This window comes from Sorangium sp. So ce296 (genome assembly GCF_051529605.1).
In the GTDB taxonomy this organism is placed as follows: Bacteria; Myxococcota_A; Polyangia; order Polyangiales; family Polyangiaceae; genus Sorangium; species Sorangium cellulosum_D.
In genome coordinates this window covers 7,814,136-7,836,818 of the sequence record NZ_CP150325.1, presented here as the reverse complement: position 1 = coordinate 7,836,818, position 22,683 = coordinate 7,814,136, and the positions used below count along the sequence as shown (strand labels likewise).

Genomic DNA, 22,683 nt, shown 5'->3' with positions numbered 1-22,683 from the left:
TGGCTACGTTCTCCCCGTCACCCATCACGAAAGGGCCTTGTATGACTCACCCTCTGCCGCATCCTCGCCCGCTCGACGCCGCGCAGGCGCTCGACGCCCTCCTCGACCTCATCGTCCGCGACATCGAGGGATGGCTCGCCCTCTTCGCCGACGACGCCACCGTGGAGTTCCCGTACGCGACCGCGCTCGGCGTGCCCGGCCGATTCGAGGGCAAAGAGGCCATCCGGCGCTACTTCCAGGGCACCATCGAGCGCTTTCGCGACCTGTCGCTCCGGGACGTGCGGCGGTATCCGACGACCGATCCGGACGTCGCGCTCGCCGAGGTGCACGGCTCGGCGATCATCCTGCCGTCGGGCAAGCGCTATGAGCAGGACTACGTGATGGTCGTCGCCACGCGCGACGGCAAGGTCGTGCGGTACCGCGAGTACTGGAACCCGGCGCCCGTCGCCGAGGCGTTCGGCGAGCTCGCCGCGCCCCGCGAGGGGGCGTCGTGAGCGCGCGCGCAGGGCGCGGCGGGCCGCGCGTCCTCGTCATCGGCGGGACGGGCACCACCGGGCGGGCGCTCGCCGCGCGGCTCGAGGCCGCCGGCGCGCGCGTCCGCGTCGCGAGCCGGACGGCGCCCGCCGGCCGCGATGGCGTGGAGCACGCGCGCTTCGACTGGGCCGACCCGGCGACGCACGAGGAGGCGCTCCGCGGCGTCGATCGCGCCTACCTCCTGGCGCCCGCGCTGGTCGAGGACCCCTCGACGCTCATGCTGCCCTTCGTCGAGCGCGCGCTCGCGGGCGGCGTGCGCCGCCTCGTGCTGCTCAGCGCGTCGGTCGTGCCGGAGGGGAGCGCCGGCCTCGGCGTCGTCCACCGCGCGCTCCGCGAGCGCGCGCCGGAGTGGACCGTGCTCCAGCCGTCGTGGTTCATGCAGAACTTCGTCGATCCGCGCCACGCGCGCTGGGCCGGGATCGTCGGGCCCGGCGAGATCACGACCGCGGCCGGCGACGGCCGCGTCGGCTTCGTCGACGCCGAGGACATCGCGGAGGTCGCCGCGCGCGCGCTGCTCGACGAGGCGCCCCACGACGCCGCGCACGTCATCACCGGTCCGGAGGCGCTCAGCCACGACGACGTGGCGGCCGTCCTGTCCGAGGTCGCCGGCCGGCCGATACGCCACGTCCGCGCCGACGAGGACGCCGCCCGCGCGCACCTCGTGAACGCGGGGATGCCCGCGCCGTACGCCGCGTTCCTCGCGCGGCTCGACCTCGCCATCCGCGACGGGGCCGAGGACCGCGTCACCGACACGGTGCGGCGCGTGACCGGCCGCGCGCCGCGCGCCTTCCGCGACCTCGCGCGCGCCCACGCGCACGTCTTCCGCGGGGCGCCCGCCGCGCCCCGCGACGCCCCGGCCGCGTAGCCGCCCGCCGGCCGGGCCGAGCCGCGGAGCGCGCGCCCCGGCTCGGCCGACCGCGCCCGCGGCGCGGACTCCACCGCTCGCCCACCTGCCGATCCCCTTGTCGACCGTGCTGTGACTGGCAGACTGCCCCGCTGGATCATGCATGCAGCGAGCCGTTTCGAGGACTGGCAAGATTTCTTGGACAACGCCTCCTTGGGCGTCCACCTGATCGACGCGGGCGGGAAGATCCTGTGGGCGAACAAGCTCGAGCTCGAGCTCCTCGGCTACGCGCCTCACGAGTACATCGGTCGGCGGTTCGCGGAGTTCCATGTCGACAGGGACGCGATCGACCACATCCTGGCCGCCCTCGCCGGGGCCGGCCGGCTGCTCTCCTATCCGGCCCGCCTGCGCGCCAAGGACGGCAGCGTGAAGCACGTGCTGATCAACTCCAACGCCTTCCGGCGCGACGGGCGGTTCGTCCACACGCGCTGCTTCACGACCTGCATCTCGGAGGCCGCCTACGCGCAGCGGAAGGGCGAGCTGGCCCGGGGCCCCCGCTCCACGGGGGAGCCCTCGACGTGATCCGCGGCGCCGCGCCGCGCGGCCGTCACCCGCGCCAGAGCTCCTTCACGCCGTCGGCCATGAACTGCACGGCGATGGCGGCGAGGATGAGGCCCATGACGCGCTCGAGCACGGCCACGCCGGACGCCTTGAGCGCCCGCTGCACGAGCCCGGCGCCGCGCAGCACGAGGTAGGAGGCCGCGAAGGTGATGGCCACGCTGGCGAGCACCAGCGCCATGGCCACGGGGTCGTCGCCGCCGCGCGCCATCAGCACCAGCACCGTGGCGATGGCGCCCGGTCCGGCCAGGAGCGGCATGGCGAGCGGCACGAGCGCCACGTCCTCCTTCTCGATGCCCTCCTGCTGCTCGGACGGGGTGGTGCGCGTCGCCGAGGCGCGGGCGCGCAGCATGTCGAGCGCCGTGATGAGCAGCAGGAGGCCGCCCGCGACGCGGAACGCGGCCAGCGAGACGCCGAAGACCTTGAAGATGACGCCGCCGAAGAGCGCGAAGAAGAGCATGAGCCCGCCGGCGACGGCGCACGCGCGCCGCGCCGTGCGCCGCACCTTCTCCGGGGGATCGCCGGCGGTCATCGTCAGGAACAGCGGCACGATGCCGATGGGATCCACGACGAAGAAGATCGCCGACAGCGACACGAGGAAGACCGAGACGTAATTGGCCATGCTCACCGGACGCGTCGCGGATCCCGCGGGCCCGACGCTCTCCCACATCGCCGACGGCCGCGCTAGCGGCGCGGGCGAGCGACGGAGAGCTCACGGCCGCCCGAGCGGGGGCCGGGCGTGAGGCGCCGGGCCGGAGGGCCGCAAGGCGGTCAGCGCGGCCTGGTAGACGGTCTGGAAGCGAGCCTGCTCGGGCGCGAGCTCGGCGGCGCGCTTCAGCGGCTCGAGCGCCTCGTCTCGGCGGCCTTGCCGGACCAGGGCGAGGCCCAGCGCGTGGAGCAGCTCGGCCTGCTCGGGGAGGCGGGCGATGCCGCGCCGGAGCAGCGCGACGCCGTCCGCGTCGCGGCCGAGCTCGCGATAGAGGTCGGCGAGATTCACGTAGGTGGGGACGTAGCCAGGCTCGATGCGGAGCGCGGCGAGGTAGGCCTGCTCGGCGTCGCGCGGCTTGCCGGTCCGGGAGAAGACGAGCCCCAGGTTGTTCTGGGCCTCGGCGCGATCGGCGTGGAGGGTCTGCGTGGCGATGTACTCGCGCAGCGCTCCGTCCAGCTGCTGCGCGGCGGGCCCGGGCAAGGCGCCGAGGTCGACGCCCGCGAGCACGCGCGCGGCTTCGACGCGCACGCCGCGCACCGGATCGGCGAGGAGCGGCGCGGCGACGGCCGCGATGCGGCGAGGGTCGTAGCCCTCCAGCGCGCCGAGCGCGGCGCGCCGGAGCAGCGGGTCGGGATCGGCGAGCGCGGCGCGGAGGACGGCGAGCGACGCGGCCGTCGGGGCGGCGCGCAGCGAGGCGAGCGCGGTGGCGCGCGCGATGGCGGGCGTGGCGCGGTCTTCCGCGAGCCGCTGGAGCTCGGCGGCGACGGCCGGGTCGCCGGGCGCCGCGCGCGCGCGCGCGAAGACCTCGGCGTACCCCTGGTAGCCCTGCGCCGGGCGGCCGAGCCAGGATCGCACCGCGTCGGCGGACCAGCTCGCGGGCTTCTGCGCGTGGCAGTCGGTGCATGGATTCGGGAGCCCGAGGGAGACCGAGAGATCCGGCCGAGGCACGCGGAAGCCGTGATCGTGACGGACGTCGACGCCCATGTACGTGCGCGCCGGCATGTGGCAATCGACGCAGCGCGGGGCGGCGGGCGCGCCGGGCGCGGCGGCGGCGTCCGCGGCGCGGTGGTGGTGGTGCTCGGGGACATCGAAGCGCGCCGGATCGTGGCAGGACGCGCACACGGCGTTGCCCTCGGCGCGCAGGCGGCCGGCGTGCGGCTCGTGGCAATCGCTGCACGTCACGCCGGCGTTCGCCATCTTGCTCTGCTGGAACGATCCGTAGGTGAAGACCTCGTCGCTCATCACGCCGTCGGGCGTGGTGAAGGGGGCGGTCAGCAGCTCGAGCGCGGCGCTGTCGAGCAGCGGGGCGCCGTGCCCGAACGGCTGCGAGAGGCTCTCGCGGCGGCTGTGGCAGAGCGCGCACGTGGCGCTCTCGGTGCCGCTCGATGGGCCCTTGTCGCGCCGCGCGGTGCCGCTGGGGAGCCGCGTCCACGTGGCGTTCTGGCGCTCGTCGAAGCGCACGTCGAGGCCCTTCGCGGGGTCCGGCGTCCGCGCCTCGGCCCAGGCGAGGTGGCGCGCGCCGCCGCCGTGGCAGCCTTCGCACCCGACGCTGATCTCGGACCAGGTGGTGGCGAAGCGGTCCGCGGCCGCGTCGTACCCTTTCGTGACGTGCGTCGAGTGGCACTCGGCGCACATGTGGTTCCAGTTCTGGCTGGCGGCGGTCCAGTGCAGCACGTCGCCCGCGCGCACGCCGTCGCGCTCGTGCAGGTGGTACCAGCGTTGCCCGCCGCGCGCGCGGGGGCGCGCGTCCCACGCGAACGGCAGCGCCTGCAGGCGTCCGCCCGGGCCGGCGACGAGGTACTGCTGGAGCGGCTCGACGCCGAAGGTGTACAGCACCTCGTAACGGTGCAGCTGGCCATCGGGGCCGTCGGTGGTGACCCAGTATTTGCCGTCCTGGCGATCGAAGCGGTGGACTTGCCCGGCGTAACGCAGGCGCGCCCCCTCGAAGTCCCCGAGCACGGTGGCGGCGCTCGCGTGCTGCATGGCCCGCGCGTGCTGCGAGCCCCGCCACGCGGCGTGCTCTCCGGCGTGGCAGGGCGCGCAGCGGTCGCTGCCGACGAAGCCGGCCGCCGCGCGCTCCGGCTGCGCGGGAGCCGACGAGGCCGGCGAGGCCTCCGCGGCGTCGCCGTGCGCCGCCCCGGGCCTCGCGCCCGGAGCGCTCGCCGTGGAGGCGTCGGCTGGCGTGAGCGAGGATGCGCGCGTGGGCGCGCGAAAGACCACGATCCCGGCGAGCGCCAGGGTCAGGGCGGCGATGGGCCACCAGCGAACGGGACGGGGATGAGCCATGGGCGGGGCGGAGGCAAGCGCCGCCGCGAGACCCGGGTCGCGCAGGGGCGCCCGGGTCTCGCGCGCGGCGCGGTGCGCGGTTACTCGGTGAGGATGACGCCGCGTTCGGTGGCGTACTGCGTCCATGCGGCGGCGAGCTCGGCCGCCAGCTCGGGATGCGCCGCGGACACGTCGTTGATCTCGCCGCGGTCGGTGGCCAGATCGTACAGCGTCCAGGCGCGCGGCGTCGGGCCGTAGGGCGCGCCGAGCCACAAGAGCTTCCAGTTGTCGCGGATCACGTAGCGGTGATTGCCGTGCTCCCAGATCAACGTCTCACCTGGCGCGCGCACGGCGGTCGCCCGATCGTCGAGCACCGGCAGGATCGAGTGCCCGCTGATCGGCTCGACGTCCCTGCCCTTGTAGGTGCTCCCCGGATTGGGCACGCCGGCCAGATCGAGCACGGTCGGCAGGAAATCGACCACGTGCGTGGTCCCGTCGAACTGCGGTTTGGCGTGGTGCTGTCCCGGCAGGCGTGCGATGGCCGGAACGGCGACGCCGCCCTCGGTCGTGTAGCTCTTCCACAGCCGGAACGGCGTGGCGCTCACCTCGGCCCAGCGGGGTCCGACGCCGATGTACGAGCCCGGTCGACCCAGGTTCTCGAGCGTGTTCACCACCTCTCCGGAGCGGCTCGGGTCGTTCGCGGCGAAGCCCTCGCGATTGCCGCCTTCCGCGCCGTTGTCGGACTGGAAGAAGATGAAGGTGTTCTCGTACTCGCCGACGCGCTTGAGGTACTGGATCAACCTGCCGATGTTGGCGTCGAGGTTCTCGACCATGGCGGCGTAGATCTCCATGCGCCGCGCCTCGTAGATCCTCTCCTCCGGCGTCAGCTGCTCCCACGTCTTCGGGTTCGTGCCGTCGCTCGGCAAGCGCGGGTTCGGCGTGAACGATTCGGGGATGATGCCGCGGCTCTTGAGCCGCGCGAGGCGCTGCTCGCGGATGGCGTCGTAGCCCGCGTCGTAGCGGCCGCGGTACCTGTCGATGTACTCGGGCGGAGCCTGGAGCGGCCAGTGCGGCGCGGTGTACGTCGCGAACGCGAAGAACGGCTTGCCGTCGGCGCGGTTGCTCTCGATGTACTGGATGAGCTTGTCCGTGTAGAGCTCGGTCGCGTAGAAGCCGCGCGGCGGCTGCGTGTACACGCCGTCCTCGCGATAGAGCCGAGTCTGCGCGGTCGTCGGCGGGTCGGCGTACTCGTTGAAGAACGCCGCCACGCCGCCGAGCAGGACGTACGATCTCTCGAAGCCGCGCACCGGCGGGCTCTGGTCCTCGTCGTCGCCGAGGTGCCACTTGCCGGCGATGTACGTGTGATAACCGGCGTCTTTCAGGATCTCGGCGACGGACAGCGCGTTGTCGGTCAGGTAGCCCTCGTAGCCGGGCTGCCCTGCTTGCGGGCCGGTGCCGCCGCCCATGCGACCGAGCCCGACCGAGTGGCTGTCGGTGCCGGAGACCAGCATCGCGCGGGTCGGCGCGCACAGCGATCCGGAGCGGTGCCCGGTGAGGATGCGGCCTTCGGCGGCGAGCGTATCGAGGTTCGGGGTGCTGATCTCGCCGCCGAACGCGCCGAGGTCCGAGAAGCCCAGGTCGTCGGCGACGATGGTGACGATGTTGGGCAGCTCGGCGCCCGTGCCGCCGCCGCCGGCGCCGCCCGTCCCGCCGCCCGCGCCGCCCGAGCCCGCGGCGGCGCCGCCGCCTTCGCCCGCCGCGCCAGCTTCACCCGAGCTGCCGCCGCCGCCGGCGCCGCCCGTCCCGCCGCCCGCGCCGCCCGTCCCGCCGCCCGCGCCGCCCGTCCCGCCGCCCGCGCCGCCCGTCCCGCCGCCCGCGCCGCCCGTCCCGCCGCCCGCGCCGCCGGTCCCGCCGCCCGCGCCGCCGGTCCCGCCGCCCGCGCCGCCGGTCCCGCCGCCCGTCCCACCGCCCGTCGCGCTGCCGGTGCCGCCCGATTCGCTGCTCGAGCTGCTGGCCTGACTGGCGCTGCCGCCGTTGCCCGCGTCGTCGTCGCTCCCGCAGCCGATCGGGCCGACCAGCATCGCGAGCAACCAGGGCCCGCTCGCGAGCGCCGAACCAATCCATCCATGACGTCCGAAGAACCGCTTCATACCTGTCTCCTCAGGAGTGCTGAAAGCGCCGCATGCCGGAGCCGATCGCCGTCGGAAGCGAGCACCCGCCGTCGTCCCGAAGGGACGCTTCGCTCCGCGCGCCGGCGAAAGCTCGGCCGGCGCGCCACGAGAAGGGCGGACGCTGACGGTGATGAGCCGCGTGGCTCGGCCGTCACGACGAACGACAGCGTGGCGCGTCGCCGTGGACACGGGTGCGCTGCCTCGCTGTTCTCCTCACCGCAGCTCGCGCCACGGCGTATGCGGCTAACTACAGCACGAAGGGCAACCGCTCGTTCGACGGCGCGCGCCTATGGCCCCCAGGTGAGAACCGAACATCCGCGCGGCGGCGAGGCAAGGAGACATTCATCCGTTATAACGGAAGACAAGACGCTATACAAGACGATTTTCACGTCCCGAGCCGATCGGCCAGCTGCCCGGGTTGCCGATGGCGCCGTCGGGCCCTCATCGCGCCCCCGCCGCGACGCGCGCGAACGCGTCGGGGAAGAGGCCCACCTCGGCCTCGCTGCGCGTCGCCAGCGTCTCGGGATCGAGCCGGAGCACCTTGCCCGGCGTCACGGTCTGGTCGCCCTCGCAGACGATGAAGAGCCCGTGCTCCTCGTCGAGCGCCGCGAGGTGCGGCCTGAAGCACTCCTCGCTGATGTTCCGGGAGACGGCGCCGCGGGCGTCCGCGGTCATCCCGATCCGCGCGATCGTGTCGGGCACCTGCGTCGGCACGTAGATGGCGCTCCCGTCAGGGGTCCACGCGGCGAAATAGGGCGCGCCGATCGTGAGGATCGTCTTTTCCTCGTCGAACGTCCCCGACGCAACATCGAAGAAGCGCACTTCCCTGCTGTCCGTGTTGCTCACGGCGATGGTCTTCTGATCGGGCGACATGACGGCGGCGTAGGGCCCGTAGGACGACGCGTGGGCGTCGGACGAGAGCGGCGGCCCGACCGGGACGAGCTTCACCTCGGCGTCCGGGTCCGTCAGGTCGACGATCGCGAGGGCGTCGTCGCCATAACAGGCCACATAGGCCCGCGCGCCGTCCGGCCGCGAGAGGGCGATCCCGTTCGCGGCCTTGCAGACCGGGATGCGCGTCGGCGCGGCCGAGCCATGAGGCAAGATCGCGTCCGGATCCACGACCGCGAGCGAGGAGCGCGCCGCCTCGAGGTCGTCCGGGTTGTCGAGCGCGCGCTTGAGATCGAAATGAGAGACCACCACGCGCCGGCCGTCCTCGGAGATCGCGATGTCGCCCGGGTTGGCCTCGACGCGCACCTGCCCGAGGATGCGCAGATCGTCGAGCGCGAGCTTCTGGACATAGCCGGCCACCGCGCTCCCGCCGTGCACCGCGTGGGGGCCGCTCGATCCGGCGGTGTCGGGGTACGACAGCGCGATGTAGAGCGCGCCGCCCGCGGCGTCCACGGCCGCGCGGTGAGGCCCATCGATCGTCACGGGCTCGCGGCCCACGGGGCGGACGCCGAACCGCTCCCCGGTCTCGAGCGCGATGAGGGAGATCGTATCGGAGAGGCTATCGGTCACCACGCCCATTCCGCCCTCCGGGATCGCGATCTCCGGACGCCGGTTCGGATAGGGGTCGCCCTCGTAAGCACCGTAGCGAACTTCGATGATGGAATCGGGGTCGCTGCAGCCCGCCAGCGCCGCCGCCGCGAGCGCGCAACCCAGGAATCGCGCGATGACCATGGATGACCTCGAGACGAGCGCCGCCAGCCCGGCCCCTCCGCATCCTAGCAGCCGCCCGCGCTGGACGCGGCTCGCCGTACCACGGATCCGCCCGCCCGTGCGCGCCGCGGCGCTGGGCGACCGGCGGCCGCGAGGTGCTGCACCCGGGGAACCAAATTGCGCTGCCACGGGCGCCGCGGCCGCCCGGGCCGGCGCCGCGCCGCGCCCCGGTGCTAGGCTCACGCCTCGTGGATTCACCCGCTCGCACGGCTCCCAACGACTCGACGCTCGCCGTGATGGGGCGCGCGCTCCGGCACCGCAATTACCGCCTCTTCTTCTTCGGTCAGGGCGCGTCGCTCATCGGCACATGGCTGACGCGCGTCGCCACGAGCTGGCTCGTCTATCGCCTCACGAACTCCGCGCTGCTCCTCGGCATCGTCGGGTTCGCCGGCCAGATACCCACGTTCCTCATCGCCCCGATCGCCGGCGTCCTCGTCGATCGCTGGGATCGCCACCGCGTCCTCGTGATCACGCAGGCGCTGGCGATGGTGCAATCGGCGCTGCTCGCCGCCTTCGCGCTCACGGGCACCATCACCGTGTGGCACGTCCTCGTCCTGGCCGCGTTCCAGGGGGTGATCAACGCCTTCGACACCCCGGCGCGGCAGGCGTTCGTCGTCCAGATGGTCGAGGCGCGCGAGGACCTCTCCAACGCCATCGCGCTGAACTCCTCGATGGTCAACGGCGCTCGGCTGCTCGGCCCCTCGATCGCCGGCGTGCTCATCGCCGCCGTGGGCGAGGGCTGGTGCTTCGCCATCGACTCCATCAGCTACCTCGCCGTCATCGCCTCGCTCCTCGCGATGCGCATCGCCCGCCCGGAGCGGCGCGCGGCCAAGCGCGGCGACGTCCTCGCCGACCTGCGCGAGGGGTTCCGTTACGTGTCCTCGTTCGCGCCCATCCGCGCGATCCTGCTGCTGCTCGCCGTGGTGAGCCTGACCGGCATGCCCTACACGATCCTGATGCCCGTGTTCGCGGGCGAGGTGCTGCACGGGGGCGCGTACACGCTCGGGCTGCTCATGGCGGCGTCGGGGGTCGGCGCGGTCGCGGGCGCGCTCTGGCTCGCCTCGCGGCGGAGCGTCCTCGGGCTCGGGCGCGCGCTGTGGATCGCCGGCGCGCTGTTCGGCCTGGGCCTCGTGGGGTTCTCGTTCTCGCGCTCGGTGTGGCTGTCGGCGCCGCTGCTGGCGCTCATCGGCGGCGGCATGATGGTGCAGATGGCGGCCAGCAACACGCTCCTCCAGACGATCGTCGAGGAGGACAAGCGCGGCCGCGTCATGAGCTTCTACACGATGGCCTTCTTCGGCATGGCCCCGTTCGGCAGCCTGATCGCCGGCTGGCTGGGCGGCCGCATCGGCGCGCCGGCGACCGTGCTGTGGGGCGGCGTCGCGACGCTCGCCGCGATCGGCGTGTTCGTGCGCAAGCTGCCGGAGCTGCGGCGGCTCACCCGGCCGATCTACGTGCGGCTCGGCATCCTGCCCGAGATCGCCGAGGCCCTGGGCCAGACCACCGAGATGACGTCCCCGGCCAAGGAGTGAGCGCAGCGCGAGAGGTCGAAGCGAGCCTCGGGTCAGCGCTCGAGGGCGCCACGCCGGGCGATCAAGGCGTCCAGAGCAGGACAGCCAGATCGCCGGTCTCGCCCCGGGTGACCAGGAGGTCGGGGTGAGCGTCGCCGTTCATGTCGGCCACTGCGAGCGAGAGCAGCTCGGAGCCGACCTGGATCGCGGGCGCGGGGCGGAACGTGTCGCCCTCGCCGATCAACACGTTCACGCTGTCCCCCTGGAGGACCAGCACGTCGTCGCGCTCCCCATCGCCGTCGAAGTCGGTCACCACCGGCGACAGGAGGGGCGCCTCGAACATCCAATCTTCCTGGGAAAAGGTCGCCGCGTCGCCCGCGCCGAGCAGCAGCGAGAGCGACGCGTAGTTCACCGCGACGAGGTCCTGGTTGCCGTCCGCGTTCAGATCGCCCGTCGCGATGGCGGAGGCCCCGGTGTTCGCCACCGACACGGGCGTGGGGAACGACCCGTCCCCCTCGTTGCGGATCACCACGGTGGAGGACAGATCCGCGTCCACCGCCCCGCCCGCCAGGTCGAGCTCGCCGTCGCCGTCGAGGTCGACGAGCGCCGGCGCATCGAGCGCGCGCACGCTCTCGCTGGTGAAGCTGCCGTCTTCGCCCCGCCGGATCAGCCAGGCGTACAGCTCGGAGCTCTGGGAGGCGTAGATCTCGGCGCGCCCGTCGCCGTCGAGATCGCCCAGCGCGGCGTGCGCCATCATCGGCTCGTGGAGCCCGTCGTCGGGCACCTCCAGCGCCACGACCGGGGCATCGAACGTCCCGTCGCCCAGCCCCGGGTAGACCTCCACCGCGGCGCACGGAAAGGCGTCGCAGTTCCTGAGGGTCACCAGGTCGAGGACCGGGTCGGCGTCGATCGCGGCCAGGAAGACGCCCGAGGGGGCGCCGCTGAGCTCGATGGTGTCGACGGGCTCGAGCGCGCCGTCGCCCTTGTTGCGCAGCGCCACGGCGGACGCGCCCTCGACGCCCGCGAGGACCACGTCGTTCGCGCCGTCGCCGTCGATGTCGCCGACGGCCACGAGGCGCGCCTTGTCCCCGTCGCTCGCAGGGTAAGCGCCCGCCAGCTCGTATCCCCCCTCTCCCCCGCCCGCGCCGCCTCCCCCGCCCGCGCCGCCTCCCCCGCCCGCATCCCCTCCCGCGCCCGCATCCCCTCCCGCGCCTGCGCCGCCTTCCGCGCCTGCGCCGCCACCCGCGCCGCCGGCATCCGCAGGCGACGTCGCCTCGTCGCTGCACCCGCCCAGGATCGAGCCCAGCGCCACGAGAGCTCCCCAGATCAACCCCATTCTCTTCGGCATCGTCATCAACCCCATTCTGTTCGGCATCGTCAGCATCCCTTCTCGGTACTGTACCCGCGCGCGTCCGTCCGATCGACCGTGCGCCGCGGGCCATCCACGACATGCTCGGCGGCCGCGTCCACGAGCAGCGGCGCCTCTCCGGCGCTCGCTGCTCGTGGACGCGTGGCGCAGCCCACGCCTCGCTCCCGCTGACCGGACGCCTCTCGGCTGCCTGGAGGCGAAAGGCGCTGTTCGGCGCCCTTCGCCCCTGGTGGACATGAGGAGGCGAGCGGGAGACCTCAAGACGTCACGCGAGCACGTGGTAGTTGATCCTGTATTTCTTGCCGGCGGCGAGCGCCGCCCCGTTCGTCGACCAGGCCACCGTGAAGTCCGTGCTGCTCGACGCGCTGAGGCGCGCCTGCGCCGTCCCCGCCCACGGCTGGTTCCCGTCGGCGAGCGTCGCGATGACGACGGGCGCGTTGCCCGTCGCGTAGTCGCTCCCCACGAAGGCGACGGTGACCGAGCCCGCGCTCGACGCGCCGGCGGAGTCGGCCGTCAGCTCGATGGTCCCGGACACCTGGGTAGAGCCGGCCACCAGGGCGGCGCTCCCGCCCGTGCCGAGCCCCGACGGGGTCCCCTGAATGCTCGGCGCGCTCGTGCCGGCGCGGCGGCTCGTCTTGATCGCCGTGAAGATGGCCGCCTGTTCGAACCGGCTCCCGGCGGTCTTGTCGTACGCCGACTGCGTACCCTGGTTCGGGAGGTAATCCGCGTCGAGCTCGGACACCTGGGGCCCGAACAAGGTCACCTCGCCCTGGAGCCGGTCGAAATAGCCGGGATAGAAATGCAGCCTGTACGTGTGCCCGGCGACGATGCCGTTGGTCACGAGCTTGTATTTCTTCCACTGATTGCCCAGGTTGACCGTGAACATGTCGCCCGCGGTCGTCGCGTCCGTGAGATCGCGCATCGACACCACCATGGTCGCGGCGTCCGCCGTCGACCCGGCCGGGATCCTCGCCCAGAACGTGATGAACAGCCGCGTGCCGGTCGCCAGCGCGCTCGACGGGTTGACGATATCGACGACGCTGGCGATGTACTGGCTGCTCGTCGTTCCTCCCAGCGTGACCTTGAACGCGCGGGCGCCGCCGAACGGATCGGCCTCCCCCGCTGCGACGACGATGCTCCCGTTCTTGGTCCACCCGTCGAGCTGCTCGGATTTGTGCAGCCGGTTGATGAGGTATCTCGTCTCCACCTGGCGCGCCTCGCCGTCGACGCGCTCGAGCGCGGACCCGGCGCTCGGCCGGACGACCGAGAACTCTCGACCCTCGTTGACGAACTCCCTGTACCCGCCGCCCCGCGGCGCGATGACGTGGTTGTTCGCGAAGATCGACCCGCCGTAGGAGCCATCGACCCGGCTCTGCGCGTCCTTGATGAGGGTCGCGTAGTTCGCGAAGATGTTCTGGCTGATGTCGTGCATGAACCCGGGGTTATCGAGCTCGATCGCGAACGTCTCCGCCGAGCTGACGCCGCCGCCCGTCCCCGAGGTCGCCGTCGTCGCCAGCGCGTACTGGAACGTCGTCGGGGTCACCGCCGTGACGGTGAACTCGCCGTTGAACTCCGCCGGGGTCACGTCGGTGATCGTCACCCGGTCCCCGACGGCGAGGCCCTGGGTGGGCACGGAGCTGAAGGTCGTCGTGTTGAGCGTGACGGTGACGACGTTCGACGACGCCGAGACCGACACGATCGGCGCCGCGTTGCCCAGGAACAGGTTCCCGCGGACCATGAGGGGCCCGCCCACGGTCGCCAGATCCTCGGCGCCTTCCGACCTTCCACGGACCTTGATGCGCACGCGCGCCTTGTTGAAATTCTCTCGCTCGCTCGCGAATCGATTGTCCAGGATCCAGGCGTACCCGCCGGCCTGGCGGTTCCCTCGCTTATCCTGGCTGGGGACGAGGAGGATGTCCGGCTCCGCGACGGTGTCGTAGATCGGCGCGCGCAGGAAGTAGTTGTTGACGACGCGCACCGCGGGCCCGAGCACCGTGAGCGTCGGGCCGCTGCTCGGGCCTTGCAGCGCCTGCCAGAACCAGTTCTCCTTGATGGACCCGTCCGCGAAGAGCCCGATGTGGATGGAGGCCGCGTTGGATTTGAACTGGTTGCCGTTGATCCGGTAGACGTAGACCGAGTCGTCGATGTGGACGGCGGTGCCGCCGAAGTTCTGGATCGTATTGTGCTCGATGCGGATCAGCCCGTCCTGGAAGTCGAGCGTCGGATACGGGTGGGTCTTGAGCATCATGCTGCCGCTGACGACGGTGCTCCCCGAGTTTCCGCCGTCGAGCGTCATCTGCTCGACCGCGAAATACTCCCTGCCTCGACCGACGGTGTTCGTGAAGTTGCCCGACAGCTCGAAGAGGACGCCGTCCTCGAGGGTCGTCTTGAACGTCGAGGCGTACGGGTCCAGGCCGACGACCGCGAAGTTCGGCCTCGAGGCGCCGCACACCGTCGTGTTCGGCTGGATGTCGAACATCGGGTTGGCGGCCGTCGCGGCCGGGGTGCTCGCCTTGGCCGTGTAGGTCGCCGCGCCGATCAGCAGCGTGACCGGCCGATCCACGACGATCGGCGCGGTGACCTCGACGCTGCCGGAGATCCCGCGCGCGTCGACGACGCCGCCGGTGCACGGGAGCGCGAGGATCGCGTTCCGGATCTGCTCGCCCGCGTTCGCGCCCGGCTGCTCGCTCGCGTGCACCGTCGGCGCGCGGGCGGGGCCGAACATGCGCTGCTTGAAGGTGAGGCTCGTCGTCCCGAGGGTGATCGGGCCGGTCGCCGTGAGCACCCATTCGGTGTTGGCGTACAGCGTCCCTTCGGGGCCCACGCAGACGCTCATCCCGGGGGTGAAATCGCTCGACGCGTCGGCGTCGGGCGCCCGCGCGAGCGTGACGTTCGGCGCCGAGACGGACTGCACGTAATAGATACCGTTCTGCGGCGCATGCGACTGCCCGACCAGCAAGACACGATCGTCCAACGCGAGCGTCACGCCGTTCTGCACCTGGGATGTCGTGGCGTTGATGTTCGTGGGGATGCAGATCCTGACCGGCTCTTTCCAAGCGCTCATGAAAGGTCCTCTCTCTCGGCTCAACCGCCCTCGCGGCAGATCGCGGCACGAGCGACAGCCCGCCCACCCCTCGATCCAGCCGTCCCGGTTGAAGCGTTGTAAGCATGACCACGCGGAGCGCGCGGCGCAAAGCACCTGAGGACGTACTCCGTCACACCGCACTCCAGCGATCGCTCGCGCACGGCGGCCGGGATGCATCGATGGATTCGTTCGAAGCGCAGGATAACGACAGGTGCCCCGACAACGGGCGGATCGGCGCTGAACCGCTGTTCGTCAGCGTGATGATTCGAACCGTCGAGCCGCTCCAGCGCGTCAGGCGCCCGCGCGCAGCACCTTGATGAGCGCGGCCGGCGCCTCGCTCCCGTAGCCTGCCGCCATTCCCCTCCTGAAGAGCCCTGCGACGAACGCCGGCAGCTCGTCGTTGATCCCCGCCGCCTTCGCCTGGCGCAGGAGCAGGTCCATGCTCTTCGCGCAGATCTCCAGCGATGCCTCGGGGTTCTCGTAGTCTCCGGCGTGGATGGCGTCGCCACCTCGCCTGACCATCCCGCCGATGGCCGGAGCGGCGCCGGCCATCATGGCTCCGAAATGGTCCACGCGGAGGCCCTCGGCCTCGCAGATGCGAGCGCCGTGATAGAAGCCCACGAGTCCCGCGAACAGGTACGAGAGGAACGCGAGGTCCAGCGCGGACGCCCCGCCGACCTGCCCCCCGAGGTACGTCACGGTCCCGACCATGCTCTCGAGGAGCGCCTTGCTCTTCCGGTACGCCGGCTCCGCCCCCGAGACGAGGATGGCGCTCTCGGGCTTCCCTATCTGGTTCGGGATCGCCAGGATGGCTCCGTCGAGGTACTCGATTCCCCGCTGCTTCGCCCATGCCTCGCCCTCGCGGGCATCGTCCGGGCTCCCCGTGCTCAGCTGGATGAGCACCTTGCCGGCGAGGGCGGAGGTCACGTCCGTCGACGCCAGCGCGCGGTACGTCGCCTGGTAGTCGGTGACGCAGACGATGACGACCGCGCTCGCCTGGACCGCAGCTGCGACGCTCGACGCGAGCGCCGCTCCCTCCGCGACGAGCGGCTCAGCCTTCGCGCTCGTCCGGTTCCAGACGGTGACCCGGAAGCCGCCGCGGAGCAGCGCCCGAGCGAGCTCGCAACCCATGAGACCCAGACCGATGACCGAAACGTCGCGCATACGATGTCCTCCATTGGCGCACCCGCAGTCGACAGCGGGCGCCGCTTGCCAGCGGGCCCGCGCGGATGCTCGCCATGAGTGCGTCCTGCGCGAGCCGCCGTCGCGCACGAATGGGTGCTCGGAGAGCACGTTCGGACGATCGTCGCCGGTCCGCGGGTCCACCGCCCGCGCCGCTCAGTCGAGCGGCACCGGCCAGGCCGCCGCGTCGACGAGGTAATCGCGCGCGTCGACACCCCGCTCGCGCGCGAGGGTGAGCGGGACGGGCCGGTAGAGCAGCGTGGCCGTGACGTTCGCCGTCCCCGAGCAGCCCGCGGGGACCGCGAAGCCGTGCGAGGTCACCGCGACGTGCCCCGGCGGAATGCGGTTGTCGCTGGCGATGTCGACGGCGCGGTGCTGCGGCGCGTGCCGCGCGCCCGCCGGATCGACGAGCACCTTGGCGAAGGTGTAGCCCGCCGCGCCGGCGAACGCGGCCGCCGGTCGCTCGACGTCGACCGGCGGCGCGGGCGCCGGCGCGCCAAGATAAACGATGTCCCCGTCCTGCGCCGGGATCGCGCCGCTCAGCGCGATCGCGCCGCCGCCCGCCTCGACCACCCGCGCCTCGCCGACCGGCGCGCGGATCTCGAGCCCCTTGTCGGCCGCGTCGAGCGACGGATCCGCGAAGCGGCCGACGCCGGTGTAATCGTCGTACGCGCCGGTGGGGCGGACGACCCGCACCACGTCCCCTGCCCTCGCGCGCGCCGCGCCCTCCGGCCAGGCGAGCGCCGCGCCCGAGAGCCGCGCGCCCTGGCCCACGCGCGCCTCCGCGAGCGCGCCGCCCGTGTCGTGCACCGTCATCCCGCTCGACGGCGCCATGGGCGCGCCGCAGGCCTCCGCGGCGACGAGGAGCACGAGCGCGCGCATCGGCTCCCCGGTCGGGACCGCGTGGCCCGCGAGCTCGCTCGTCAGGGCGACCGTGACCTCGAGCTCGCCCGACGCGACCGAGGCGGCAGCGACGCGGACCTCGACCGAGCCCCGGAGGAGCGGCGGCTCGCCCTGCAGCGGCCCGAGGAAGACGTGCGAGAGGACCGACCCCGGCGGGCGGACGAAGCCGAGCGAGACGCTCGCGTTCGCCTCGGTCGTCACGTCGACGCTGCTCTTCAGCGAGGGGGTCTCCGGCATGTGGCAGGCCTGGCACTGCGACGTGGGGCGGTTCCACGCGCTCCCGGCCCACTCCGAGAACGTCTCGTGGATCGGCAGCCCATCGGGCCAGCGCGCCGGGTCGAGCGCCGCGCCCGGCAGGAGCGCCGCCTGCTTCTGCTCGTGGCAGCCGCCGCAGTACGCCGAGGTCGAGTACTTCGGCTGGTAGCTCCCGCCCATGAACCTGTTCGGCACGTCGGGCCGCGGGCCGAACATCACGTCGAGCAGCTTCGAGGCAGGATCGGCGGAGCTCCGCTCCCGCGGGCGCTGGATCATCAGGGCGCCGGCGACCCCGGGCGGCTTGCTCAGATCGACGTCGCGGACCTTGTGGCACGCGTCGCAGTGGTCGCCCTTCTCGAAGGCGATGCCGGTGGCGTCGAGCAGGTCGCGCCCGCCCGCGGGGCCGTCGATCCCCGCGGCGTGGCAGTCGGCGCACGCGCCGAAGGCCGCCGGCCGCTCCGCCGCGGGCAGCGCGGGGTCGTCGCACGACGGCCGCCCCGCGCCGCCGCAGGACGGGTTGAGATCCGGCAGCACGCCGCTCCCGAGGTAGCACCGCATCGCGACGCCGGCCTCGGTCCCCGGGACGCGGCCGGCCTTCCAGCGCCCGCCCGCGGCCGCGCACGACGCCTCGTCGCCGTGGGCCAGCGAGACCCCGGCGTAGACGGCCTGGAGGAGCGGGCGCTTCGCCGACCGCGCGTGCCCCGACTCGAGGAACTGGGCCACGAGCGTCGTGTGGCAGTGATCGCAGAACCGCGTCGAATTGTGGGGATCGCCCTCGCCCGGGTCTCCGTAGGTGTAGCCGAGCGCGTTGTCCGGAGGCGACACGCCGCGCAGGGCGATCTCCACCGGCCCGTCGGGGACAGCCTCGAATTCGATGCCGTCGGTCCGATACCCGATCTTCGCCGCGACCACGGTCGGCTGGCCCGGGATGTCGCGCGTGATCTCGACGGAGAACGCGCCGTCCGCGCCGGTGACCAGGGCCGGCTCGCCGCCGGCCTGCATCACGATGGCGCCCTCGAGCGGCGCCGCGCCGTCCGTGACCACCCCGGTCACAACGAACGAGCGCGGCAGCTCCTCCGGGGCGCCGCCGAAGCCGGCGCCGACGCTCACGTAGGTGGTCGTCGCGGACGTCGCGCCGGCGCCGCCCGGCCCGGCGCCGCCCTGGCCGGCCGGGGGCGGCGGCGCCTCCGAGCAAGCGCCGCCGAGCAGGCAGGCGGCGAGCGCCGTTGGGAGCGCGGGCGCTCGTCGCCGGGTCAGGGGTCGCGCCGCCGTTCGCATCGCGGGAGATCGGTACGGTAGACCCGGCCAGGCGGCCTGTCGACCGGGCAGCGCTTGCGGGTACGTCGCGGTCAGCAGGGCGGGTCGCCGAGGATCGCCGTGCGCTCCATCTTGCGCACCGCAGGCCAGTAATCCTGGACGGCATAATGCTGGGTGCAGCGGTTGTCCCAGATCGCGACGCTGTTCTTCCTCCAGCGAAAGCGGACCTGGTACTCGGGGATCGCCGCCTGGCTGATCAGGTAGCTCAAGAGGTGGCTCGCCCCGGGCGTGAAATCCTGGCCGACGCGCACGTTGTCCGGCGTGTGGAAGTTGACGAAATGCGTGGTGAAGGCGTTGACGAACAGGACCTTCTCGCCGGTCTCCGGATGGGTGCGCACGACCGGGTGCTCGGCGTCGGGATAGCGGGCCCTGAGCGCGTGGCGCTTCTCCATCGCCATCGCGCCGCCGAAGGTGGCCTCGAGGCTGTGCCTCGCGCGGAGCCCGGCGATCCGCTGCTTGATGCGCTCGGGCAGGCGATTGTACGCCTCGACCATGTTGACCCAGATGGTGTCGCCGCCGACCTCCGGCGTCTCGACGCAGCGCAGGACGCAGGCCATCGGCGGCGCCTCGCGCCAGGTCGCGTCGCAGTGATACGAGTTCTCGTAGTGATCCGGCGGGCTGTTCGCGTCCCTGTAGATGCGCACCAGCCCCGGATGATCGGGATCGCTGCCGGCGATGGGGTGGTCCTCGAGCTCGCCCCAGCGCCTCGCGAAGGCGACGTGATCCGCGCGCGTGATGTCCTGGTCGCGCAGGAACAGGACCCGGTGCTTCAACAAGAGCGCCCTGATCTCCGCGAAGAGCGCGTCGTCGCGCGCGGCGTCGGCCAGGCTGACGCCGCCGAGCTCGGCGCCGATGGTGCAGGTGAGCGGTTTGACCTGGATGGAGTCGCGCGCCGGCGCGCGAGCGGCGGCCAATCCGGCAGAGCTTGAGCTTGTCATTCTGGTCCTCCGGGTTCAGCGTGCGTGGGCACGCGCCCAACAGGCGATCTCATGCGTCAAACGACGAAGATCGAGGATCCGGTCGTCCTGCGCGACTCCAGATCGCGGTGCGCCTGCGCCGCGTCCTCCAGGCTGTAGCGCTGGTTGATCTCGATCCGGATCCGCCCCGCGGCGACGTGGCCGAACAGCTCGCCCGCGAGCTCGCCCTTCTCCGCGGGATCGGCGATGTAGTCGGCGAGCGCCGGGCGCGTGACGAACACCGATCCCCTGGCCGCGAGCTGCGCCACGTCGAGCGGCGGGACCGGGCCCGAGGCCGTGCCCAGGCACACGAGCAGCCCGCGCCGCCTCAGCGAGGCGAGCGAGCCGGCGAACGTGTCCTTGCCGATGCCGTCGTAGACGACCGACACGCCGGCCCCGCCGGTCAGCTCGCGCGCCCGCCTCGCCACGTCCTCGCGGCCGGAATGGATGACGTGATCGCAGCCGTGGGCGCGCGCGATATCCCCCTTGGCGTCGCTCGACACCGTGCCGATCACCAGGAGGCCGAGGAGCTTCGCCCACTGCGAGACGATCAGGCCCACGCCGCCCGCCGCCGCGTGCAGCAGGATGCTGTCGCCGGCCTTGAGCGGCCAGATGCGGCGCATCAGGTAAGCCGACGTGAGGCCCCGCATGGTCATCGCCGCGGCGGTCTCGCAGCCGATGCCGTCCGGCAGCCGGATCAGCGGCGCCGCGGGCAGGATCCGCTCGGTGCAGTACGCTCCGAGCGTGTCGAGGAAGCCGGTGTACGTCACGCGGTCGCCCGGCGCGACGTTCGTGACGCCCTCGCCGACCGCCTCCACCACGCCGGCGGCCTCCACCCCGATGCCGCTGGGGAGCGGCACGGGATAGAGCCCGCTGCGAAAATAGGCGTCGGCGAAGTTGAGCCCCACGGCGACGTGCCGCACCCGGGCCTGGCCGGGACCCGGGGTGCCGACGCTGGCCTCCTCCCAGCAGAGGACCTCCGGACCGCCGGTCTGGTGAAAGCGGACTGCGTGTTCCATCGAGCTCCCCCCCGGATCTCGCCCCGGCGCTAGGCCGCCACGCGCAGCGGCACCCCTCGCTCGCCCACCTTGCGGTTGGGCGCATAGCCGAGCTTCGCGAGCGTCTCATCGGCGCTCCGGTACGTCTCACCGATCTTGTAGATGCGGCGGGCCTCCTTGCCGTCCGCGAGCTCGCGGCCGAGCTCGCGCGCGATGCGGACGGTCTGCTCGATCTGCTGCACGGAGGTCATGCGCTGACCCTTGCGTCCCCACAGCGTGTCCTCGATGCCGCAGCGGGCGTGCAGCCCCATCGCGATGGCCATCGTGTTGATCGGCAACACGTTCCGCATGAGGGTCTCCAGCGTCAGGCAGGCGCCGTCGGGCACGCGTCGGATGAACTCCATCATGTTGTAAGGGTTCGGCCCGTCGAACCCGCCGCCGATGGCGACCCACGTGACGTTGAGCGGCCCGGTGTAGACGCCACGGCGGATCAGGCGCTCCACGGTCTCGAGCTGGGGGATGTTGGCGAGCTGAAAGTGAGGCTGGATGCCCGCCCCCGAGAGCCGCCTCAGGTGCTCCTCGACCCAGGCCGGGCCGGCCGGCACGGTCATCTCGCGGTACGCCTCGTGGACGTCCGGCCGCGCGAACGAGCTGCCGGCGACGTCGTCCTCGCTCATCAGCTCGACGACGTTCATCTGGGTGGTGTTGATCGCGATCGTGACCTGGTCGGGCTTCGGCGAGAGCTCGGCCAGCCTGTGACGCGTGTCGTCGCTCAGCCATTTGGCCTGCTCCCCTCCGCTCTCCGGGGAGAAGGAGATCGATCCGCCGACCTGCAGGATCATGTCGGGCACCGCGTCGCGCAGGCGCGCCAGCAGCTCGTTGAACATCGACAGCCGCTTCGAGCCTTTGCCTTCCGCGTCGCGCGCGTGCACGTGCACCACGGTGGCGCCCGCGTTATAACAGTCCACCGCCTTCTGGACCTGTTCGGCCATCGTCACCGCGATGTCTTCCGGAAAATCGGCCGGCTCCCACTCCGGCCCGTAGGCGCCACCGTGATGACGAGCTTCTCTTGCTTCTCGGGAAACAGGGAATCATCCAGAAAGTTCATAGAGATCCCTCGCTTCAGGTCGCCGTCGAACCGGGGGGGTGCGGAGGTCGCACGCGTCGGCGCGCTGGAGCACGCCGCTGAAGTCCTCCCTGGTCTCTGGCCTTTGCAAACGCAAGGGCGCCGCTGTCCTGTCAGGGACAGCTCGGCCGCCATGCGTCGTCGGCGAAGTACCTGGCGATGAGATCGTAAAGCGGGCGATCGTACTCGCGCAGCTCCGCGCGGGTGTTGATCTCGTTGTGGATCCCGTTCCCCGGGATCGACTCGATGTTTGTGTCGAACCAGTCCTGGACCCCCTCGGCCCAGTACTCGTCCTTGTTCGTCGCGGCGTAGGTGTTCGCCCATTTTCCGGCCGCCAGCGCGCCCTCGAACGCCTCTTCGAGCTCTCGGTTGAACGTCGGCTCGGCGAAGGCGATGCCCATGATCGCGATGGCGTGCGAGAACTCGTGCACCAGGATGTCCTCGCCCGTGTACCGATCGCTCGGATAACACAGGACGTTCTCCTCGGCGCAGGAGCTCGCCGGGCGCGCGGGGGTCGCGCCGAGGCCGCGGGCCCGTGTGTCCCAGTCCGTCCCCGGGAACGCCTCGTAGAGGTCGCTGTGCTCGGGGATATCGGTCGTCACCTCCGTCTCCGCCATCACGGCGACCCGCGTGCGGTTCTCGATCATCGCTAGACGCACGTCGTCGCGCAGGCCGAGCATGCGGACGACGACCGAGCACGCGCGCAGCAGCGCCGCGTCCGGCGGCCTCTCGGAGCTCACGACGGGGATCCCCGAGGCGTCGACGTACTTCTTGTAGAAAGGGTCGAGCCCCAGCTCGGGTGGCACCTCCGAGACGCTCGCGCACGCGCCCTCGAGCGCGCCTCCTCCTCCCCCGGTCCCGCCTCCCCCACCCTCGGCCGCGGTGCCGGTCGCGGTGCTGGAGGTCGTGCCCTCCGCCGCGCTCGAGCTGGTCTCCGCGGTGCTGCCGGCGCCGCCGCTGCCGGCGGGACCCGCGCCGCCGCCGCCCGCGCCGGCGTCGGGCGGCGACTCCGAACAGGCCGCCATGGCACACGCGATCACCGCGACCAACGCGCATCGTCGACGCATGCTCGCGATGGTACACGAGCTCGTGTCAGCGTCCAGGTCGCTCGCGCGCTGGCCGGG

15 protein-coding genes and 1 pseudogene are annotated in these 22,683 nt (G+C 72.3%); 4 read left to right on the top strand and 12 right to left on the bottom strand.

Going from position 1 to position 22,683, the window contains the following annotated elements:
• Nucleotides 1-41 precede the first annotated feature (41 nt).
• The 3 genes from WME98_RS29010 (at nt 42) to WME98_RS29000 (ending at nt 1,960) form a co-directional block, all read left to right on the top strand.
• Entirely contained in the window at nt 42-494 is a 453-nt protein-coding gene (locus WME98_RS29010) for a nuclear transport factor 2 family protein (protein ID WP_061621213.1), read from the top strand.
• A complete protein-coding gene (locus WME98_RS29005) occupies nt 491-1,399 on the top strand; it encodes an NmrA family NAD(P)-binding protein (RefSeq protein ID WP_437944978.1) in 909 nt (302 codons plus the stop codon). The genes WME98_RS29010 and WME98_RS29005 overlap by 4 nt, the downstream gene beginning before the upstream one ends.
• A gap of 177 nt (nt 1,400-1,576) precedes the next feature.
• Nucleotides 1,577-1,960, top strand: coding sequence for a PAS domain-containing protein (locus WME98_RS29000; protein ID WP_437944977.1), 384 nt, complete (start codon nt 1,577-1,579; stop codon nt 1,958-1,960).
• Between the two features lie 25 nt (nt 1,961-1,985).
• Here WME98_RS29000 and WME98_RS28995 read toward each other — a convergent pair whose 3' ends face one another.
• The 4 genes from WME98_RS28995 to WME98_RS28980 all read right to left on the bottom strand — a co-directional run bounded on the left by WME98_RS28995 (nt 1,986) and on the right by WME98_RS28980 (nt 8,821).
• Nucleotides 1,986-2,618 carry a MarC family protein gene (locus WME98_RS28995; protein ID WP_061623211.1) on the bottom strand — a complete coding sequence of 211 codons (633 nt, stop codon included), beginning with the start codon at nt 2,616-2,618 and terminating at the stop codon, nt 1,986-1,988.
• Between the two features lie 90 nt (nt 2,619-2,708).
• Nucleotides 2,709-4,991, bottom strand: coding sequence for a tetratricopeptide repeat protein (locus tag WME98_RS28990; RefSeq protein WP_437944976.1), 2,283 nt, complete (start codon nt 4,989-4,991; stop codon nt 2,709-2,711).
• An 80-nt stretch (nt 4,992-5,071) separates the two neighbouring features.
• On the bottom strand, nt 5,072-7,120 hold the full coding sequence (locus WME98_RS28985) for an arylsulfatase (protein WP_437944975.1): 2,049 nt from the start codon (nt 7,118-7,120) through the stop codon (nt 5,072-5,074).
• A gap of 462 nt (nt 7,121-7,582) precedes the next feature.
• On the bottom strand, nt 7,583-8,821 hold the full coding sequence (locus WME98_RS28980) for a YncE family protein (RefSeq protein ID WP_437944974.1): 1,239 nt from the start codon (nt 8,819-8,821) through the stop codon (nt 7,583-7,585).
• Between the two features lie 227 nt (nt 8,822-9,048).
• Here WME98_RS28980 and WME98_RS28975 point away from each other — a divergent pair, with 227 nt between their 5' ends.
• Nucleotides 9,049-10,389, top strand: coding sequence for an MFS transporter (locus tag WME98_RS28975; RefSeq protein ID WP_437944973.1), 1,341 nt, complete (start codon nt 9,049-9,051; stop codon nt 10,387-10,389).
• Between the two features lie 61 nt (nt 10,390-10,450).
• On the opposite strand, the gene WME98_RS28970 is transcribed toward WME98_RS28975, so the two are convergent.
• The 8 genes and pseudogenes from WME98_RS28970 to WME98_RS28935 form a co-directional block, all read right to left on the bottom strand.
• Complete coding sequence (locus tag WME98_RS28970) at nt 10,451-11,698, bottom strand: FG-GAP repeat domain-containing protein (RefSeq protein ID WP_437944972.1); 1,248 nt, start codon at nt 11,696-11,698, stop codon at nt 10,451-10,453.
• Nucleotides 11,699-12,002: 304 nt separating this feature from the next.
• Entirely contained in the window at nt 12,003-14,801 is a 2,799-nt protein-coding gene (locus WME98_RS28965) for a phage head spike fiber domain-containing protein (RefSeq protein WP_437944971.1), read from the bottom strand.
• A gap of 312 nt (nt 14,802-15,113) precedes the next feature.
• Nucleotides 15,114-15,986, bottom strand: a complete 873-nt coding sequence (locus WME98_RS28960; RefSeq protein WP_437944970.1) for an NAD(P)-dependent oxidoreductase — start codon at nt 15,984-15,986, stop codon at nt 15,114-15,116.
• 174 nt (nt 15,987-16,160) lie between these two features.
• On the bottom strand, nt 16,161-18,440 hold the full coding sequence (locus WME98_RS28955; RefSeq protein WP_437944969.1) for a hypothetical protein: 2,280 nt from the start codon (nt 18,438-18,440) through the stop codon (nt 16,161-16,163).
• Between the two features lie 71 nt (nt 18,441-18,511).
• Complete coding sequence (locus tag WME98_RS28950; protein WP_437944968.1) at nt 18,512-19,417, bottom strand: TauD/TfdA dioxygenase family protein; 906 nt, start codon at nt 19,415-19,417, stop codon at nt 18,512-18,514.
• 56 nt (nt 19,418-19,473) lie between these two features.
• Nucleotides 19,474-20,454, bottom strand: coding sequence for a quinone oxidoreductase family protein (locus WME98_RS28945; RefSeq protein WP_437944967.1), 981 nt, complete (start codon nt 20,452-20,454; stop codon nt 19,474-19,476).
• A gap of 29 nt (nt 20,455-20,483) precedes the next feature.
• Nucleotides 20,484-21,541 (bottom strand): annotated as a pseudogene (locus tag WME98_RS28940) (3-keto-5-aminohexanoate cleavage protein).
• A gap of 131 nt (nt 21,542-21,672) precedes the next feature.
• Nucleotides 21,673-22,584, bottom strand: coding sequence for a hypothetical protein (locus WME98_RS28935; protein WP_437944966.1), 912 nt, complete (start codon nt 22,582-22,584; stop codon nt 21,673-21,675).
• Nucleotides 22,585-22,683 lie beyond the last annotated feature (99 nt).

Coding starts and splice junctions, on each gene's coding strand:
- WME98_RS28985 (WP_437944975.1), bottom strand. CDS start 7,120: ATGAAGCGGTTCTTCGGACGTCATGGATGGATTGGTTCGGCGCTCGCG.
- WME98_RS28990 (WP_437944976.1), bottom strand. CDS start 4,991: ATGGCTCATCCCCGTCCCGTTCGCTGGTGGCCCATCGCCGCCCTGACC.
- WME98_RS28965 (WP_437944971.1), bottom strand. CDS start 14,801: ATGAGCGCTTGGAAAGAGCCGGTCAGGATCTGCATCCCCACGAACATC.
- WME98_RS28995 (WP_061623211.1), bottom strand. CDS start 2,618: ATGGCCAATTACGTCTCGGTCTTCCTCGTGTCGCTGTCGGCGATCTTC.
- WME98_RS28980 (WP_437944974.1), bottom strand. CDS start 8,821: ATGGTCATCGCGCGATTCCTGGGTTGCGCGCTCGCGGCGGCGGCGCTG.
- WME98_RS28960 (WP_437944970.1), bottom strand. CDS start 15,986: ATGCGCGACGTTTCGGTCATCGGTCTGGGTCTCATGGGTTGCGAGCTC.
- WME98_RS28945 (WP_437944967.1), bottom strand. CDS start 20,454: ATGGAACACGCAGTCCGCTTTCACCAGACCGGCGGTCCGGAGGTCCTC.
- WME98_RS28935 (WP_437944966.1), bottom strand. CDS start 22,584: ATGGCGGCCTGTTCGGAGTCGCCGCCCGACGCCGGCGCGGGCGGCGGC.
- WME98_RS28955 (WP_437944969.1), bottom strand. CDS start 18,440: ATGCGAACGGCGGCGCGACCCCTGACCCGGCGACGAGCGCCCGCGCTC.
- WME98_RS28950 (WP_437944968.1), bottom strand. CDS start 19,417: ATGACAAGCTCAAGCTCTGCCGGATTGGCCGCCGCTCGCGCGCCGGCG.
- WME98_RS29010 (WP_061621213.1), top strand. CDS start 42: ATGACTCACCCTCTGCCGCATCCTCGCCCGCTCGACGCCGCGCAGGCG.